This window comes from Neorhizobium alkalisoli (assembly GCF_007829835.1).
Classification (GTDB): Bacteria; Pseudomonadota; Alphaproteobacteria; order Rhizobiales; family Rhizobiaceae; genus Neorhizobium.
The window spans coordinates 238,099-253,058 of sequence record NZ_VIWP01000001.1; the positions used below are offsets into that span (position 1 = coordinate 238,099).

At 61.2% G+C, this 14,960-nt stretch carries 14 protein-coding genes; 5 read left to right on the plus strand and 9 right to left on the minus strand.

All coding sequences use genetic code 11. The features are described from left to right. Window positions 1-17: 17 nt before the first annotated feature. The 5 genes from pqqE to pqqA are packed head-to-tail and all read right to left on the minus strand — an operon-like array spanning window position 18 to window position 3,265. Window positions 18-1,148, minus strand: a complete 1,131-nt coding sequence (gene pqqE, locus FHW37_RS01130) for a pyrroloquinoline quinone biosynthesis protein PqqE (RefSeq protein ID WP_145631506.1) — start codon at window positions 1,146-1,148, stop codon at window positions 18-20. After that, window positions 1,145-1,444: a pyrroloquinoline quinone biosynthesis peptide chaperone PqqD gene (pqqD, locus tag FHW37_RS01135; protein ID WP_145631508.1), complete on the minus strand. Its 300-nt coding sequence runs from the start codon at window positions 1,442-1,444 to the stop codon at window positions 1,145-1,147. Before pqqD ends, pqqE begins: the two co-directional genes overlap by 4 nt. Next, window positions 1,441-2,274: a pyrroloquinoline-quinone synthase PqqC gene (pqqC, locus tag FHW37_RS01140; protein ID WP_145631511.1), complete on the minus strand. Its 834-nt coding sequence runs from the start codon at window positions 2,272-2,274 to the stop codon at window positions 1,441-1,443. Before pqqC ends, pqqD begins: the two co-directional genes overlap by 4 nt. Beyond that, entirely contained in the window at window positions 2,246-3,151 is a 906-nt protein-coding gene (gene pqqB / locus FHW37_RS01145) for a pyrroloquinoline quinone biosynthesis protein PqqB (RefSeq protein ID WP_145631514.1), read from the minus strand. Before pqqB ends, pqqC begins: the two co-directional genes overlap by 29 nt. 18 nt (window positions 3,152-3,169) lie before the next feature. Beyond that, on the minus strand, window positions 3,170-3,265 hold the full coding sequence (gene pqqA, locus FHW37_RS01150; protein ID WP_145631516.1) for a pyrroloquinoline quinone precursor peptide PqqA: 96 nt from the start codon (window positions 3,263-3,265) through the stop codon (window positions 3,170-3,172). A 521-nt stretch (window positions 3,266-3,786) separates the two neighbouring features. Between pqqA and ftsZ the strand changes: the two genes are divergently transcribed. The 5 genes from ftsZ to FHW37_RS01175 all read left to right on the plus strand — a co-directional run bounded on the left by ftsZ (window position 3,787) and on the right by FHW37_RS01175 (window position 11,376). Next, window positions 3,787-4,746, plus strand: a complete 960-nt coding sequence (gene ftsZ / locus FHW37_RS01155) for a cell division protein FtsZ (protein ID WP_145631519.1) — start codon at window positions 3,787-3,789, stop codon at window positions 4,744-4,746. A 56-nt stretch (window positions 4,747-4,802) separates the two neighbouring features. Then, the gene (locus FHW37_RS01160) at window positions 4,803-5,387 is read left to right on the plus strand and encodes a flavin reductase family protein (protein WP_145631522.1); all 585 of its coding nucleotides are present in this window, start codon (window positions 4,803-4,805) and stop codon (window positions 5,385-5,387) included. Between the two features lie 964 nt (window positions 5,388-6,351). Beyond that, window positions 6,352-7,584, plus strand: coding sequence for an efflux RND transporter periplasmic adaptor subunit (locus FHW37_RS01165; RefSeq protein ID WP_145631525.1), 1,233 nt, complete (start codon window positions 6,352-6,354; stop codon window positions 7,582-7,584). A 12-nt stretch (window positions 7,585-7,596) separates the two neighbouring features. Then, entirely contained in the window at window positions 7,597-10,734 is a 3,138-nt protein-coding gene (locus FHW37_RS01170; RefSeq protein ID WP_145631528.1) for an efflux RND transporter permease subunit, read from the plus strand. A 30-nt stretch (window positions 10,735-10,764) separates the two neighbouring features. Continuing rightward, window positions 10,765-11,376, plus strand: coding sequence for a TetR family transcriptional regulator (locus FHW37_RS01175; RefSeq protein WP_145631531.1), 612 nt, complete (start codon window positions 10,765-10,767; stop codon window positions 11,374-11,376). Between the two features lie 32 nt (window positions 11,377-11,408). On the opposite strand, the gene FHW37_RS01180 is transcribed toward FHW37_RS01175, so the two are convergent. Genes FHW37_RS01180 through FHW37_RS01195 form a run of 4 tightly spaced genes read right to left on the minus strand, consistent with a single transcriptional unit; the run spans window position 11,409 to window position 14,950 of the window. After that, entirely contained in the window at window positions 11,409-12,590 is a 1,182-nt protein-coding gene (locus FHW37_RS01180) for a hypothetical protein (protein WP_145631534.1), read from the minus strand. Beyond that, window positions 12,583-13,281 carry a TfuA-like protein gene (locus tag FHW37_RS01185; RefSeq protein WP_145631537.1) on the minus strand — a complete coding sequence of 233 codons (699 nt, stop codon included), beginning with the start codon at window positions 13,279-13,281 and terminating at the stop codon, window positions 12,583-12,585. The genes FHW37_RS01180 and FHW37_RS01185 overlap by 8 nt, the downstream gene beginning before the upstream one ends. 7 nt (window positions 13,282-13,288) lie before the next feature. Then, on the minus strand, window positions 13,289-14,464 hold the full coding sequence (locus FHW37_RS01190) for a YcaO-like family protein (protein WP_145631540.1): 1,176 nt from the start codon (window positions 14,462-14,464) through the stop codon (window positions 13,289-13,291). Between the two features lie 54 nt (window positions 14,465-14,518). After that, on the minus strand, window positions 14,519-14,950 hold the full coding sequence (locus tag FHW37_RS01195) for a hypothetical protein (protein WP_145631543.1): 432 nt from the start codon (window positions 14,948-14,950) through the stop codon (window positions 14,519-14,521). Between the last annotated feature and the right edge of the window lie 10 nt (window positions 14,951-14,960).

Below are 14,960 nucleotides of genomic sequence, written 5' to 3' on the forward strand. Positions count from 1 at the left end.
TCTTGGCTGCGGGCGAATTACCGTCCGCGATAGACGAAAGGCGGCGGTTCGGCGCGGCTGTCGGCTTCCGCCTGTTCCATCAGAAGCGTGCGCAGCGGCGAGCGGACACAGACCGGGTCCGTTGCAGCCGCATCGCCGGCCATGGCCATGGCCTGACAGCGGCAGCCACCGAAATCGATATGCTTGCGGTCGCAGCTGCGGCAAAGTTCCGGCATCCAGCTGTCGCCGCGATAGGCGTTGAAAGCCTGTCCCTCGTACCAGATCTCGGCGAGGCGCCGGTCGCGAACATTGTCGAACACGAGCGACGGAATGGTCTCCGCCGCATGGCAGGGCAAAACCTTGCCGGAAGGCGTGATATTGATCCCCGTCCGTCCCCAGCCGCCCATACAGGCTTTCGGATAGGTCGCGTGGTGGTCGGCGCCGACATAATCGATGACGATAATGCCTTCGAGGCGCTTGCGGGCCTCTTCGACAAAGGCATTCGTCTTCAAAAACTGTTCGCGGGTCGGCATCAGTGCAGCGCGGTTCTTGTCCGCCCAGCCATGGAACTGCACCGTGGCGATCTCGATGCGGCGGGCGCCGAGCCTGACGGCGAGATCGAGCATGTCGCCGATCTGGTCCATGTTCTGCTTGTGGCAGACGGCATTGACGGTGAGCGGAATGCCGGCCGCATGGGTCCATTCGGCAACCGCAATCTTGCGGTCGTAACCACCCTTATAGCCACCGACCTTGTCGGCAAGTGCCGGCGTTGCGCCCTGAATCGAGAGCTGCAGGTGATCGAGCCCCGCGTCGGAAAGCTCGGCGATCCGCTTTTCGGTGAGGCCGATGCCCGAGGTGATGAGGTTCGTATAAAGTCCGGCCGCCGCGGCCGCGGCGGTCAGTTCCACGAGATCGCGCCGCGAGGCTGGTTCACCGCCGGATAGATGCAGGTGGAGAACGCCCATGGCAGAAGCCTGCTGGAAAACGTCGATCCATTCTGCTGTCGAAAGCTCCGCCTTGACAGATTCGAGCTCAAGCGGGTTGGAGCAATAGGGGCAGGCCAGCGGGCAACGATGCGTCAGTTCCGCCAGCATGGCGATCGGGGCAGGCACGCGGATCGGCTTCCCCTCCCATTCCACCGGCTGCCTGATCGTTACGTGTTCGTTCAAGATTTCAGCTCCAGCATGCGCCGCTTGGAAAATTCGTCGACAAAGGAGATCACGTCGACAAGGATCTGATCCTTCGGCGCTTCGAACTTTGCTGCGAATTCCTCGGCGATCATGTCGAGGCTCCGTACGCCATCGAGCGCCTTGACGATCATGACCGCGATCTCATCCAGCGCCAGTGCCCGTTCCGGCGCCAAGAGCACAGTCTGGCCGCGGACTTCGTCCTCGCGCAGCCGCACGCCGCGGGCCAGCTTTGCCACCGTCTCGGCCGTTACCGGTACTGCAACCGGATCGCTCATCGCGCGGCACTCCCGGCAAGTTTTTGATCCTTGAGGGCCGGCTGGTTAAGATCGCCGATCACGCCTTCCTTGCCATCCCAGCCTCCGGGCGGAAGCAGGCCCGGCGTCACATAGGCATGATGCAGCGCATCGAGCTGTGCCCAGAGCACATCCGTCTTGAACATCAGGGCAGCGGCAGCCGCATCCTGCTTTTCCTTGGTGTCGGCATGGTCGAGCACGTAGTTCAGGCCGAAAGCGACATCCACCGGCGCTTCGTCGAGACGCTTGCGGAAATAGGAAAGCGCCTGCTCATTGGCAAAGGCATAATGTTCGATCAGGCCGGCAATGCGGTTCTTGTGGATGGCCGGTGCAAACAATTCGGTCAGCGATGCGGCAACCGCATCGAGCATCGGCATGTCGCGCACGAAGCGGACATAGGCATCGCAGGCAAAGCGCGTGCCGGGCAGGACGCCGCGATTGGATGCAACGTAATCCGGATCGAGGCCGACCGCTTCGGCAAGCTTCAGCCAGCGACGGATGCCGCCACCCTCTTCGACGCCACCATCGTGATCCTCGATGCGCTTGCGCCAGGCGCGGCGGATCGCGGCATCCTCGCAACGCGACATGAAGGCTGCGTCCTTCACGGGAATGCGGCTCTGGTAATAGAAGCGGTTGATCACCCAGGCGCGGACCTGCGTGATGTTGCAATGGCCATCATGCAGCAGGCCGTGGAACGGGTGCTTGTCATGATAGCGCTCCGCGCCGATCGCCCTCAGACGCGCTTCGAATGCCGCCCGGTCCTGCGGCCCGCTCTTATCTTTGTCAGTCAAGGTCGATCTCCATGCCGTCATAACCGACCGAAAAGCCGGCCGCTTCGACGACCTTCCGCTCCGGCCCCTGGCGCCAGATCGGGTTCGTATTGTTGATGTGGATATAGACCAGCCGGCCGATATTCAGGGATGCAAGGATCGCAAGGCTGCCATCCGCTCCCGAAATCGCCATATGGCCCATCCGTGCACCTGTCTTGATGCCTGTACCGGCGGTGATCATTTCGTCGTCGGTAAAGACGGTTCCGTCAAAAAACACCAGATCCGCGTCGCGAAGGCGATCCGCAAGCCAGCCGGGTATCGTGGCACAGCCCGGAATATAATAGGCGCGGCGGCCTTCGAACTGGAATTCGACGCCGATCGTCTGTTCGCCCTCGAGCCCGAGTTCCGGCTCTCCTTCTTCCATATAGAGCGCGACCTTGCCAGGTACAGCGAATATCCGTGCTTCGAGCCCGTCGAGAACCGGAAAGCTCTCGTCGATACGAATGGTGCGGCGCTTGACGAAATCCGGATCGAGCACCCGGAATACCGGGTTGGCATCGATCACCGTCTCGATGGCGGAGGTCGCAAACAGGTCGAACGGCTGCTTTTCGCGCACGGTCAAAAGACCGCCGAGATGATCGACATCACCATTGGTGATCACGATACTTCTGATCGGGCTATGCCGCAACGACTGGGGGTGAAGCTGGGGGGAGTTGAAAATCTGCTGGCGTATATCCGGCGATGCGTTGAAAACCGCCCAGTTCTTTCCGTCGATGCTGACAGCGAGGGATGACTGGGTCTGCGGTGACAGGCCGGAGGAAGCGTCGCGGGCGGCGGCACAATTGGAACAATTGCAGTTCCATTGTGGCAAACCGCCGCCAGCGGCTGCGCCGAGCACGAGAAACCGGATTCCGGTCATGATCTCGTGCTCTGCTGATTAGAACAGGACAGGTTCGTCGCCATCCGGCGGCGCGTAACGGTTGATTTCCATTCCGCAGGTGACTTCAACGAACTTCGGTGCAGTCCATTTCATGATGTTGATCCTTTCGGTTCTTCAGATCTTGCGATCGTCCAATACGAATACGCCCCGCTCATATTAGTTTCAAGCGACATCAATTCCGACAATTCCCCTGAAAAGTCCGGCTCTTGCCGAAACCGGGCGGGTAAAGGCGATGCATACGGGTTTTTCGACGCCAAGCGGCTTTGCGAGACGAAATGTCACATCTGCGTGACCGGCATTTTTTCTCGCGTCCTGCTTAAAGGTCTGCCGCCCAAGCCACTCTTTCACCGGGCATTTTCCGCTATAACGCCAGTCCAGCGGGTAAGGCGGTTGCCCGTCCCGGCAGGCCGTAACCCTTCAAGGATCAGGCCTGTGGCGAAAATATCCCGGATGAGTCGTCAGGCGAAATTTTTGCAAAGGGCATTGCGAGCCCGCCTTATCATGCCATGACTTGTTCAACCTTTTGGCTGGTTTCGCATCGATCCTGCGTTTAGTTTCGCAGACGATTCGCTGCCTCTCGCGGGCAGCAGTGCGCAAGGCTTGGAAGGAAGAAGATGACGGACGAAAAGAGCGGCATAACCGGGCTCAGACCGCATATTGCCGTAATCGGCGTCGGCGGCGGCGGCGGCAACGCCATCAACAACATGATTTCGGAAAACCTGCGTGGTGTCGATTTCATCGCGGCCAATACCGATGCGCAGGTTCTGGCTACGTCCAAGGCGTCGCGGCGCATCCAGCTCGGCGCGCAGGTGACCGAGGGACTTGGTGCAGGCTCGCTGCCGGATGTCGGCCGTGCCGCCGCGGAAGAATCGATCGACGAGATCATGGACCATCTGGCCGGCGCGCATATGTGCTTCGTCACGGCCGGTATGGGTGGCGGAACTGGTACGGGCGCCGCACCCGTGATTGCCCATGCCGCGCGTTCGGCAGGCATCCTGACGGTCGGTGTCGTGACAAAACCGTTTTCCTTCGAAGGCAATCGCCGCATGAAAACGGCAGAGGCCGGGATCGAGGCGCTGCGTCAAGCCGCCGATACCGTCATCGTCATCCCGAACCAGAACCTCTTCCGTATCGCCAATGCCAATACCAGCTTTGCCGATGCCTTCATGACCGCCGACCGGGTGCTCTTCTCGGGCGTCGGCTGCATTACCGACCTGATCGTCAAGGAAGGTCTGATCAACCTCGATTTCGCCGATGTGAAATCCGTCATGCGCGGCATGGGCCGGGCGATGATGGGCACGGGCGAGGCCTCGGGCGACGGCCGCGCGCTGCATGCCGCGGAAGCCGCGATCGCCAATCCGCTCCTCGACGATATTTCGATGAAGGGTGCGCGTGGCGTGCTGATCTCGATTTCGGGCGGCTCCGACATGACGCTGTTCGAAGTCGACGAGGCCGCCAGCCGCATTCGTGACGAAGTGCAGGCCGAGGCCGATATCGTCGTCGGCGCCATCTTCGACCGGGAGCTGGACGGAAAATTCCGCGTCTCCGTAGTGGCGACAGGTCTCGACGGCTAACGGACAAAGCTTGGTGGGGGATTTCGATCACAATCTGATCGAGAGACGGAAGCAACATGAACGGCCATATCAAGCCAGTCGATCTGTCCCGTGCATCCCGGCTCGTCAACCACGGGCCGACCGTGCTTGTTTCGGCCCGGCATGGCGGGGTCGACAATGTCATGGCCGTCGCCTGGTGCTGTGGGCTCGATTTCGATCCACCCAAGCTGACGGTCGTTCTAGACCGGATAGCCCATACCCGCTCGCTGGTCGAGGCGAGCGGAAAGTTCGTTGTGCATGTGCCTAATGTCGCCCAGCTGCAGCTGACGGAAGATCTCGGCACACACAGCTTTTACGATGACCCCGGCAAGCTTGCCGCTGCCGGGGCCACCCTCTTCGACATTCCGGGCCACGACCTGCCCTTCGTCGAAGGCTGCTCCGCCTGGCTCGCCTGCGAACTCATCCGCGAGCCGCATATCGAGGATGCCTACGATCTGTTCCTGGGCCAGGTGACGGAGGCATGGGCCGACGACCGTGTTTTTCGCAATGGCCATTGGCATTTCGAAACTGCCGGCCCGGAATGGCGCAGCCTGCATCACGTCGCCGGCGGCCATTATTATGCAATCGGCGAAGCGATGGATGCGGTGAGAAAGCCTGACTGACAGGCTTCGGACAGTTTTCGTCTGGACGAAAATCTTTCGGTTTTCGGGCCTGCCATCGTTCCGGGATTGCCGATGCCTCCGCAGGCCTCAGCTCCGAGTCCCAACAGTCGTCTTGTCCCCTGCCCGTCCTCTTGGGCTGAGCCGAGTTGGCCGGCCTGCTGATGGCCGCTGACCTTCCAGTCGCAGCCTGATGCTGCACCTTTGCTGCGTCGCTGGCCTTGCGTGGGGCGGTGAGTTAGTCGTTTTGCACCCGCTATAAAATGTTCCATAATTTTAGTTACGTGATATTTAATTTATGAAGCATAATCAGACGCTTAATTGGAATTTCCTTTGTTGAATCAGCACGGTCTTCGCCCCACATGCTGCGCTTTGAGTCGTTTGGAAGAGATAAAAGTCGGCTCTTGCGGAGTGCCCGGCATTTGCACGGGTCACAGCTCCTCGTGACATGGATTGCAGGGGCGGCGAAACCTAAGAGGCTGAACGGTTTCGCGCCACATCATCCGATGCTCACTGCCGTTGCGTTGAACTGTCGCAGCTCTTCTCGCGAAAATGTGAGACCAGCGTTGAGATAGAGCAATGCAGGCTGCGCAGTCCCCTTGCCGACCCTCTCTGCGTGAACAATAAGATGCAACTGGGCACCGCTCACGACGGTGACGGGAACGACATCCGTGTCTTCACATAATATATTGAAATATATATGCAAAAACCATGTTCGACATGCGTGGGATGGCGATTTTTAGCGCCTGTCCGCCACCACATGCGAACAAAGAGACCTGGGTTTTCTCAAGGATCAATACCCGCACTGTGGCAGCACCAAGGCCGCCGCTGCGGCCGTTGCCGAGCCCCTCCCCCTATTGATCTACCGCTATATTGCGTTGCACAATTTGCTTGCCTGCCGTTTACATACGTATAGGCTTGTATGTAAATCACAGTCCTTTCTTCCATAAATTTCCGGAGCCGCCTGATGCCCAAGACGACGACGCCGCGCACTGCGCTTTTTCTGTCCGCACTCGTGATGCTGGCAGGGTGTCAGAAGGAGGGGCAGAGCCAGGCTCAGGCCAAGCCGACCCCTCCTCCCTCCGCAGTCGGCATCGTGACCATGGCGGCGGAAGCGTTGCCGCTTACCAATGAGCTTCCCGGCCGTATCGCACCGACCCGTCTGGCGGAAGTGCGCCCGCGGGTATCGGGCATCGTCGTCGAACGTGTTTTCGAGCAGGGATCGCAGGTCAAGGAGGGCGACGTCCTCTACCGGATCGACCCGGCCCCGTTCCAGGTGCGGGTCGATAGCGCCCAGGCAACGCTTGCCCGCGCCAAGGCCGTTCGCCTTCAGGCCAGCCAGACGGCCGATCGTCAGGAACAGCTGCGCAAGTCGAATGTCGCCAGCGCCCAGAATTACGATGATGCCGTAGCACTTCTCGCCCAGGCCGATGCCGATATCGCTCTTGCGGAAGCAGGGCTGAACGAAGCCAAGCTCAATCTGCAATATGCCAATGTCACGGCCCCGATCAGCGGTCGCATCGGCCGCGCGCTGATTACCGAAGGTGCGCTGGTAAGCTCTTCCAACTCGGAAAATCTCGCCACCATCCAGCAGCTCGATCCGATCTATGCCGACTTCACCCAGCCGGCGGCGGACCTGATCCGTCTGCGCAAGGCGCTGCAGGACGGCCAGCTGATGACCGGCCCGAACGAGGCCGAAGTCAATCTCGTCCTCGATGACGGCACCCGTTATCCCCTTCCCGGCCGCCTGCTGTTTTCCGAAGCAGCCGTCGATGAAAGCACTGGTCAGGTAACCCTGCGCGGCGAGTTCCCGAACCCGAACGGCGATCTTCTGCCGGGCATGTATGTCCGCGTGCAGATCCAGCAGGGTATCCAGCGCGCTGCCTTCGCCGTACCGCAGCAGGCGGTGCAGCGTGACACCGGCGGCCAGGCCAACGTGCTTGTCGTCAATGCCGACAACAAGGTCGAGCAGCGCCGCATCACGGTCGGCCGCGCGGTCGGCGATCGCTTCGTCGTCACCACCGGCCTGAATGCCGGTGACCGCGTCGTGGCGGAAGGTTTCCAGAAGACCGCGCCGGGCGCCACCGTGAAGCCCGAGCCCTGGTCCGCACCGGCTGCGCAGACCGGCAATGCCGCTCCGGCCAAACCCGCAGGCGAACAGGCATCGGCGACCAAGGCCGAACCTGCGGCCCAGAAGTAAGGATCGGCTGTCATGGCAAGTTTCTTCATCGACCGACCGATCTTCGCCTGGGTCGTCGCGCTCTTCATCATGCTGGCCGGCGCGCTCACCATTCCGATGTTGCCGATCGCGCAATATCCGAATGTCGCACCGCCGCAGATCACCGTCTCGACCAACTATCCCGGCGCTTCGCCGGAAGATATCTACCAGAGCGTCACGCGCCCGATCGAGGATGAGCTCAACGGCGTTCCCGGCCTGATCTATTTCGAGTCCGTCTCGGAATCCTCCGGCCGCGTCTCGATCAACGTCACCTTCGCGCCCGGCACCAATATCGGTGAAGCCCAGGTCGAGGTGCAGAACCGTATCGCCCGCGCCGAACCGCGCCTGCCCCAGACGGTGACGTCGCAGGGCCTGCGTGTCGAACGGGCCGGCACGGCCTTCCTGATGGTCGTATCGCTCAGCTCGGAAGACGGTCATACCAACGCAACCGGTCTCGGCGATTATCTCCAGCGCAATGTCATCGGCGAAATCCGGCGTGTGCCGGGTGTCGGCAGCGCCCAGCTCTTCGCCAGCCAGCGCTCCATGCGCATCTGGATGGACCCGGACAAGATGGTCGGCCTCAGCCTGACCTCTGCCGATATCGTTACCGCGATCCGCGCCCAGAATGCCCAGGTCGCCGCCGGACGCATCGGCGCCCAACCAAACCCGATCGGCCAGCAGATCTCTGCGACGATCAACGTCCAGGGCCAGCTGACCTCGCCGGAAGAATTCGGTTCGATCGTGCTCAGGGCCAATCCGGATGGTTCGTCCGTCCGCTTGCGTGATGTCGCGCGCGTCGAAGTCGGCGCGGAAAACTACAACTTCTCCAGCCGCCTGAACGGCCAGCCCAGTGCGGCGATCGGCGTCCAGCTGTCTCCGACCGGCAATGCACTTGCGACCTCGGAAGCGGTGCGCAAGGTCATGAAGGAGCTCGAGCCCTATTTCCCACCGGGCGTCAAATACGAGATCCCCTATGACACCAGCCCCTTCGTGCAGGTGTCGATCGAAAAGGTCATCCACACGCTGATCGAGGCGATGATCCTCGTCTTCGTGGTGATGTTCATCTTCCTGCAGAACATCCGCTACACGATCATTCCGATGCTCGTTGTGCCGGTGGCACTGCTCGGCACCTGTTCGGTCATGTTCGTGGCGGGCTTCTCGATCAACGTTCTGACCATGTTCGCGATGGTTCTGGCCATCGGCATCCTTGTCGACGACGCGATCGTGGTGGTCGAGAATGTCGAGCGCATCATGGCGGAGGAAAAGCTGTCGCCGAAGGATGCGACCCGCAAGGCGATGGGGCAGATTTCCGGCGCCATCATCGGCATCACGCTGGTTCTATCGGCGGTCTTCATTCCGATGGCCTTTTTCCCCGGCGCGGTCGGCATCATCTATCAGCAGTTCTCGCTGACCATGGTCGTGTCGATCCTGTTCTCAGGCTTCCTCGCCCTGTCGCTCACGCCTGCCCTGTGCGGCTCGTTCCTGAAGCCGATCACGCAGGATCATCACAATAAGAAGGGCGTCTTCGGCCTGTTCAACCGCGGCTTCGACAAGGCGTCGCACGGTTATTCGCGCAGCGTCAGCGCCATCATCAAGCGGTCCGGCCGTTTCATGGTGATCTATCTTGCGCTGCTCGTCGGTCTCGGCTGGGCCTATCTGCAGCTGCCAAGCTCGTTCCTGCCGAATGAAGACCAGGGCTTTCTCCTCGTCGACGTGCAGGCGCCGGCCGAGGCCAGCACCGACCGCACGACCAACGTCATCTCGCAGATCGAAAAGCTGGCGCTTGGCGAAAAGGCCGTGGAACGGATCATCGCCATCAACGGCTTCTCCTTCTCGGGCAGCGGCCAGAATGCCGGCCTCGCCTTCATCACGCTCAAGGACTGGAGCGAGCGCGGACCGGAAGATGCAGCGGGCTCGATTGCCCAGCGGCTAAACGCCAAGATCTTCGGCATTCGTGATGCGATCGCCTTCTCGCTGTCGCCGCCGCCGATCCAGGGTCTCGGCAACTCGACCGGCTTCACCTTCCGTCTTCAGGACCGTGCCGGCCTCGGCCAGACGGCCCTCGGCGCTGCCCGCAACCAGCTGATGGCGGCTGCCCGCCAGAGCCCGATCATGACGGGCCTGCGCATCGAAGGCATGCCGGACGCCGCTCAGGTCGACCTGATCATCGACCGCGAAAAGGCCAACACGTTCGGCGTCAGCTTCAGCGATATCAACGCGACGATCACCGCCAATCTCGGCTCGTCCTACATCAACGACTTCCCGAATGCCGGCCGCATGCAGCGCGTGACGGTGCAGGCAGACGGTGTCCAGCGCATGCAGACCGAGGATCTTCTGAAACTCAACGTCCGCAATGCGAGCGGCGGCATGGTGCCCATGTCCTCCTTCGCATCGGCGCAATGGATCCGCGGCCCGTCCCAGGTGGTCGGTTATAACGGCTATCCATCTGTCCGCATCGCCGGTCAGGCTGCACCGGGCTATTCTTCGGGCGACGCGATCGCCGAGATGGAACGCCTGGCAAGGGATCTGCCGAGCGGCTTCGGTTACGAATGGACCGGCCAGTCGCTGCAGGAAATCCAGTCCGGCTCGCAGGCGCCGGCACTGATCGGGCTCAGCATCCTGTTCGTCTTCCTGCTGCTCGCAGCGTTGTACGAAAGCTGGTCGATCCCGATCGCCGTCATGCTGGTCGTTCCGCTCGGCGTGATCGGCTCGGTTGCGGCGGTGACGTTGCGGCACATGCCGAACGACGTCTACTTCCTCGTCGGCCTGATCGCCATCATCGGCCTGTCAGCAAAGAACGCGATCCTGATCATCGAGTTCGCAAAAGACCTGCGCGCCGAAGGAAAATCGACCTTCGACGCAACGGTGGAAGCCGCCCACATGCGCTTCCGGCCGATCCTGATGACGTCGCTCGCCTTCACGCTCGGCGTCGTGCCGATGGCGATCGCGACGGGCGCAAGCGCGGCAAGCCAGAACGCGATCGGTACCGGCGTTCTGGGCGGCATGATTTCCGCCACCCTGCTCGCCGTGTTCTTCGTGCCGGTCTTCTTCGTCTTCGTCATGAAGATCTTCAACCGGAAAGAGGAAAAGCAGCAGCAGGCTGAAAAGCCGATGCCCATGGCCGCCGAATAACGTCGTGATGAACGAAAGGGAGGGAGGCCCATGAGGAGAACAAAGGCCGAGGCCGCGGAGACGCGCGCCTCGATCCTGGTTGCCGCCGAGCAGCTGTTTTTCGAAAAGGGCGTCGCCAACAGCTCGCTCGACGAGATTGCGACCGTCGCGGGTGTAACCCGCGGCGCCATCTATTGGCATTTTGCCAACAAGGGCGAACTCTTCCTCGACCTCTACAACGCCGCCCAGCTTCCGCGCGTCAACATGGCCGATGTCGCGGATCTGGATTGCGACGAGCGGCATGCGCTTGCAGCTGTCGAAACGGCGGCATGCGACTGGCTGGAAACCCTCGCCTCCGATGTCCACCGGCAAAGGCTGATTTCCATCCTGCTGCGGACCAATTTCACGGAAGAGACGCAACCCGTCCTCGATGCGCTGGAAAAGCTCGAGGAAGAGCATGCGTCGCATATCGAAAACATCCTCACCAAGGCTGCCCGCAACGGCCGCCTCACCCCGGGATGGACGCCGCGTACATCCTGCCGGGCGGTGAAATGGCTCATCAAGGGTGTCTGCTGGGAATGGCTTCTGTTCGGCCAGAAATTCGATCTGGCAAAGGAAGGCGGCGACAGCGTCAGAAACCTGTTCGCCAGTTTTCGCGCCTAGACTTCACGGATCGGCGCCGCTCAAGGTGAGGCTCAAATCGTTTCTGTGCCGCCCAGCCTCCGCAGGGGTGAACGCCGAAGAACCTTTGTCGAGCAGCGAAGCGCACCGTTCCGGCTTGCAAGATGGCTCCAGCCGAAAACGGGGATGACTTCGAAACCCAGCCCCTCCCAGATCTCGCTGTTCAGCCGGTCGAATGCGGCGAGCGGCTCGATATCGCCGAACTGGGGAAGCCAGGCAAAAGGCTTTTCTCGGCCCGGCCGAACCTCGTTCTCGAGCATGAGATTGTTATAGAGGCGCGGAAGACGCTTGCCGCTGTCCGGCGTCACCGCATAGGGCACCGGATTGCGCATTACCTCGAACCCCTGGCGGATCAGAGCCCTCACCGAAGCATCCAGTGATTGCCGCGCCGTTTCCACGAGAGGCCGCTTGAGACCATCGGGATCGCAGGGATCACCGACAAGAAGAAGCGGGCGCCCGTTCCGCTCAAGTCCGGTCACCGAGACAAACTGGTCGACATGAAAGCCGAACTGGTGACCTGCCGAGAGCAGATTTTTCGCTTCCGGCAGCGTCCTTACCTTGGCTTGGTCGTCATTCCGCTTGGAAAGGTCTTTCGGATTATATCCAAAAACATGGACAGGGCGCCGGTCGATCTGCTGCGATATCTCGAATGCGGGCTGCGCCGGGCTACTGCCCTTTTCGGCCTTTACCTGCGAGAGACCGATAAGCCGGAAGTCCGGACCAACAAGCTGGTTGCCGCCGGGCAGGAATAAGGGGGCCGGGTGGGCCTCTATCGAAAGCATGTCTGCAAGGCTTCGTCCGACAGCATCCATCTGCGTGGTGAGAATTTCGTCAGTCGTAGACCCCGATGCCTCGCGAACCAGAAAAGCATCCTGGATCCACGGGCTGGAAATCCTCCCCTGCTCTTCCGGGACCGAAACAAGCGCGATCCTGCATTGCGCATTCAGTGATCGCGCCCAAAAGTCCGCTCGCGATGCGGTGGCCTGTTCGACAAGGAGGAAAACCTCGATATCCGCCGGCAACGAGCACAGAAGATTGCCGATCGGGATCAGCGGCTGAAACCCGTCATCCGGCGCTTCATTTCCCAGAAACGCCGCGGGTAATGCCAATGCGATCTGTTTTATGATGCCGCCGCAATCGGGAACGAGATTGCCGGGATCGCCTCCTTCGGGCGCCATCGCCTCTGTCTCAACCATGCTGCTTCGTCGCAATGTTCTTGAAGAACAGCGTGTTCTGGAATGTCCAGTTTCCGCCGGGCTTTGATAGGCCCGCCTCGTCCGCCAGTGCGGCCAGCAATTGCAGCGCATCCGCCTGCTTGACGGAAACCGCGCTAGCGGCAATCGTTCGAGCAAGACCGGCATCCAGCCCTGCCTTTTCGACGATCGATTTCCATGTTCGCCGGGTGAAATGCAGCATCCGGGCGGCCTCCATGAGCCGTTCGAGATCCCCTTCCGCAAACATGCCTTTCAGCCCGACAACCGTCGCCTCGACATCGACCAGCGCAACCGTCAACGGCTGGTAAGCGAGTTCTGCAGGTGCGTGGAGAATGGCGACATCCGCATCGGAGCTGCGCCCGCCATCGCGATAACTGCGAAACACCTCGCCAATGCCGATCATCCCAAAGGGCTCGCATTCCGCCGCCCGCAACGCGCCCATGCTGGCAGCGCCCAGAACCGGGATACCGCGGGACAGTGCGTAGAGGATTTCCTTGTGCCAGACGGCGGCACGATCAGAGTAAAAACCGTCGATCAGGCCGATTGCCTCGGCGCCCTCGTGGACTGCCGCCAGAATGTCGCCGGAAGCGGCAGGCGGCCGGAACTCGATCTGCGAAAAGGCGCTGATATCGGCCCGAAAAAGCGATGGCCCGGCAAAAACGATCGTCTTCATAGCCACCTCATCGCTTCAGAAAGCTGTCCAGCGCACTGGCCGAAAAGCGGTTGAGGCTACCGCCCGCTGCAGCAAGCCCGCTTGCAAGCACTCTGACCACGCTGATGCCCGGCATCCCGGTATCGAGGGGAAAGACGTAAATATCGTCCACACCCGCCGTAAAAAGATGATCCGCAACCCTTCGCCAAAGCGGTGTCTCGGCATCTTCGTCACCGAAATCGATCGGGGCGGCGAGAGAGCTTAAAGGCAGGGCCGGGCTTGGCTGGCTCCATTCTTCTGCTGCTCTGTCGAAAACATAACGCTGCGCCGAGAGATCATCACGGGCTCCGCTGATATCCGTCAGCCGTGACTGGATCGCTTCGAGAAGCGCTGCCGTCGCGGCTTCCTGCAGCGTCAACCGGCAGGCCGTACCGGCGGATATGCGCAATCCCGGACCATGATCGGCAGCAACCGCCCGCGGGATGGCGGCCAGAACCACGGGCAAGCGGTTGGAACTGGTCATGTCGAAGAAACGCACTTCGAGCCCGGCCTTTTCGAGCTGGCCGAGCAGCGTATCGAGAGCCTGATGCCCGCTTTGCGAAAAGGCAATCCGGCCCATGCCGAGCCTGCGGGTTTCAAAAGCCCCGGCCGCAAAAGAGGCGTCATGCTCCACCAGTTCCAGCAGCGCGTGAAGGATTGTCCGATCAGGATCTGTGCCAGCCGCAATCCCTTGTGAACTCATCTGGAATGCCTGGCGATCCCAGGGAAAATCCGCCCGGAAATCCATGCCGATCAGTTCGAACGGCGCGTGCACGATGCCGCCGTCACGGGCGGAATAACCCGCTACCCATGCCCGTCCACGATCGGGATCAAGCTCACCCGGATTGACCCGCGCAAGCTCTTCCAGCGGCACGAGCCGCATGCCCCGCTGCAGCATGGCTGCGATCGAACCGTGTTCGCGGATATGTTTCTGCGTATCTTCGGCCACCGCATTTTCCACGGCCTCCATGACCGCGGAAACTTTCGCCTGCCGGGTATCGAGCCCCTTGCCCTGCGAGACCGAGAGGCTGCGCGAATTCGGCTGCACAGCCGCCCAGACGGGCACGCCGATCGTATCGAGACCCGTGACGTCACAGAGCCTCGTTATCCCGAACCGCTTCAGCAGTTCGGGATTGTCGAGCAGGCTATCCACGGCCACCGGCATGCCCTTCTCCGTGTGGGAAAGAAGGGCGCCGGCGCCATTTTCGCGCCGCATCGATTACGGCGTGGTATTCGGGTCGTCGGAGAGGATGGCTTCAAAAAGGTTGCCGGCAGCAACGCCGGACGGTCCGACCGCCTTGAGCGCGCTTTCGATCGGCAGCTGGCGGTCGCGGCTGAAATCCCAGCCCGCATCGACGACATCGCCGACGAAGGCGAAGTCGGCTTCGGAAACGGTCGCGCCGCCCGCGATCAGGGTTTCGATACCCTGGATCTGGATCTGATCGAGCGTGGTATCGGCCTGGCCGTCCTGGCTGACCAGCATTCCCTTTGCCGCAGCGGCAACGCGGGCATAACCGTCGACGCCCGGATGCGATGCCTCGTAGGCGGCGATCACGTCATGCGAAACCGAGGCCACACGCAGCGGCGAAGTGCGCACGAAAATAACGCCCGAACCCTTTTTACCAATCACATAAAACTGCGAATTCGACATATTAAACAAT

Coding starts and splice junctions, on each gene's coding strand:
- FHW37_RS01185 (WP_145631537.1), bottom strand. CDS start 13,281: ATGAAGACGATCGTTTTTGCCGGGCCATCGCTTTTTCGGGCCGATATC.
- FHW37_RS01170 (WP_145631528.1), top strand. CDS start 7,597: ATGGCAAGTTTCTTCATCGACCGACCGATCTTCGCCTGGGTCGTCGCG.
- pqqC (WP_145631511.1), bottom strand. CDS start 2,274: ATGACGGCATGGAGATCGACCTTGACTGACAAAGATAAGAGCGGGCCG.
- FHW37_RS01175 (WP_145631531.1), top strand. CDS start 10,765: ATGAGGAGAACAAAGGCCGAGGCCGCGGAGACGCGCGCCTCGATCCTG.
- pqqA (WP_145631516.1), bottom strand. CDS start 3,265: ATGAAATGGACTGCACCGAAGTTCGTTGAAGTCACCTGCGGAATGGAA.
- FHW37_RS01190 (WP_145631540.1), bottom strand. CDS start 14,464: ATGCCGGTGGCCGTGGATAGCCTGCTCGACAATCCCGAACTGCTGAAG.
- pqqB (WP_145631514.1), bottom strand. CDS start 3,151: ATGACCGGAATCCGGTTTCTCGTGCTCGGCGCAGCCGCTGGCGGCGGT.
- ftsZ (WP_145631519.1), top strand. CDS start 3,787: ATGACGGACGAAAAGAGCGGCATAACCGGGCTCAGACCGCATATTGCC.
- FHW37_RS01165 (WP_145631525.1), top strand. CDS start 6,352: ATGCCCAAGACGACGACGCCGCGCACTGCGCTTTTTCTGTCCGCACTC.
- FHW37_RS01180 (WP_145631534.1), bottom strand. CDS start 12,590: ATGGTTGAGACAGAGGCGATGGCGCCCGAAGGAGGCGATCCCGGCAAT.
- FHW37_RS01160 (WP_145631522.1), top strand. CDS start 4,803: ATGAACGGCCATATCAAGCCAGTCGATCTGTCCCGTGCATCCCGGCTC.
- pqqD (WP_145631508.1), bottom strand. CDS start 1,444: ATGAGCGATCCGGTTGCAGTACCGGTAACGGCCGAGACGGTGGCAAAG.
- FHW37_RS01195 (WP_145631543.1), bottom strand. CDS start 14,950: ATGTCGAATTCGCAGTTTTATGTGATTGGTAAAAAGGGTTCGGGCGTT.